At 61.6% G+C, this 518-nt stretch carries 1 protein-coding gene; it reads left to right on the forward strand.

Features of this window, described 5'->3' with window-relative positions; all coding sequences use genetic code 11:
• Positions 1-518: sodium:solute symporter family transporter (locus tag CU669_RS20975; RefSeq protein ID WP_407671620.1), on the forward strand; the 518-nt coding region annotated here is incomplete at both ends.

Consider the following 518-nt stretch of genomic DNA (forward strand, 5'->3'; position numbering starts at 1 on the left):
GCCACCAACTGGCATGCCATCATCATGTTCGTGATCTTCGTGGGCATGACGCTGGGCATCACCTACTGGGCGGCCGGTCGCACCAAGACCGCCGCCGACTTCTACACCGCCGGCGGCGGCATCACCGGCTTCCAGAATGGTCTGGCCATCGCCGGTGACTATATGTCGGCCGCGTCCTTCCTGGGTATTTCCGCCCTGGTTTACGGTTCGGGCTATGACGGCCTGATCTTCTCGGTGGGCTGGCTGGTCGGCTGGCCGGTCATCTTGTTCCTGATCGCCGAACGTCTGCGCAATCTGGGCAAGTACACCTTCGCGGACGTTTGCGGCTATCGTCTGGCCCGTACTCCCATCCGCACCTTCGCCGCCACCGGCTCGCTGATCGTGGTGATCTTCTACCTGATCGGCCAAATGGTCGGCGCCGGTCAGTTGATCAAGCTGCTGTTCGGCATGGACTACATCTACGCCGTCATGATCGTCGGCGCCCTGATGATGGTCTATGTGACCTTCGGCGGCATGGT

Source organism: Paramagnetospirillum kuznetsovii (assembly GCF_003284725.1).
In the GTDB taxonomy this organism is placed as follows: Bacteria; Pseudomonadota; Alphaproteobacteria; order Rhodospirillales; family Magnetospirillaceae; genus Phaeospirillum; species Phaeospirillum kuznetsovii.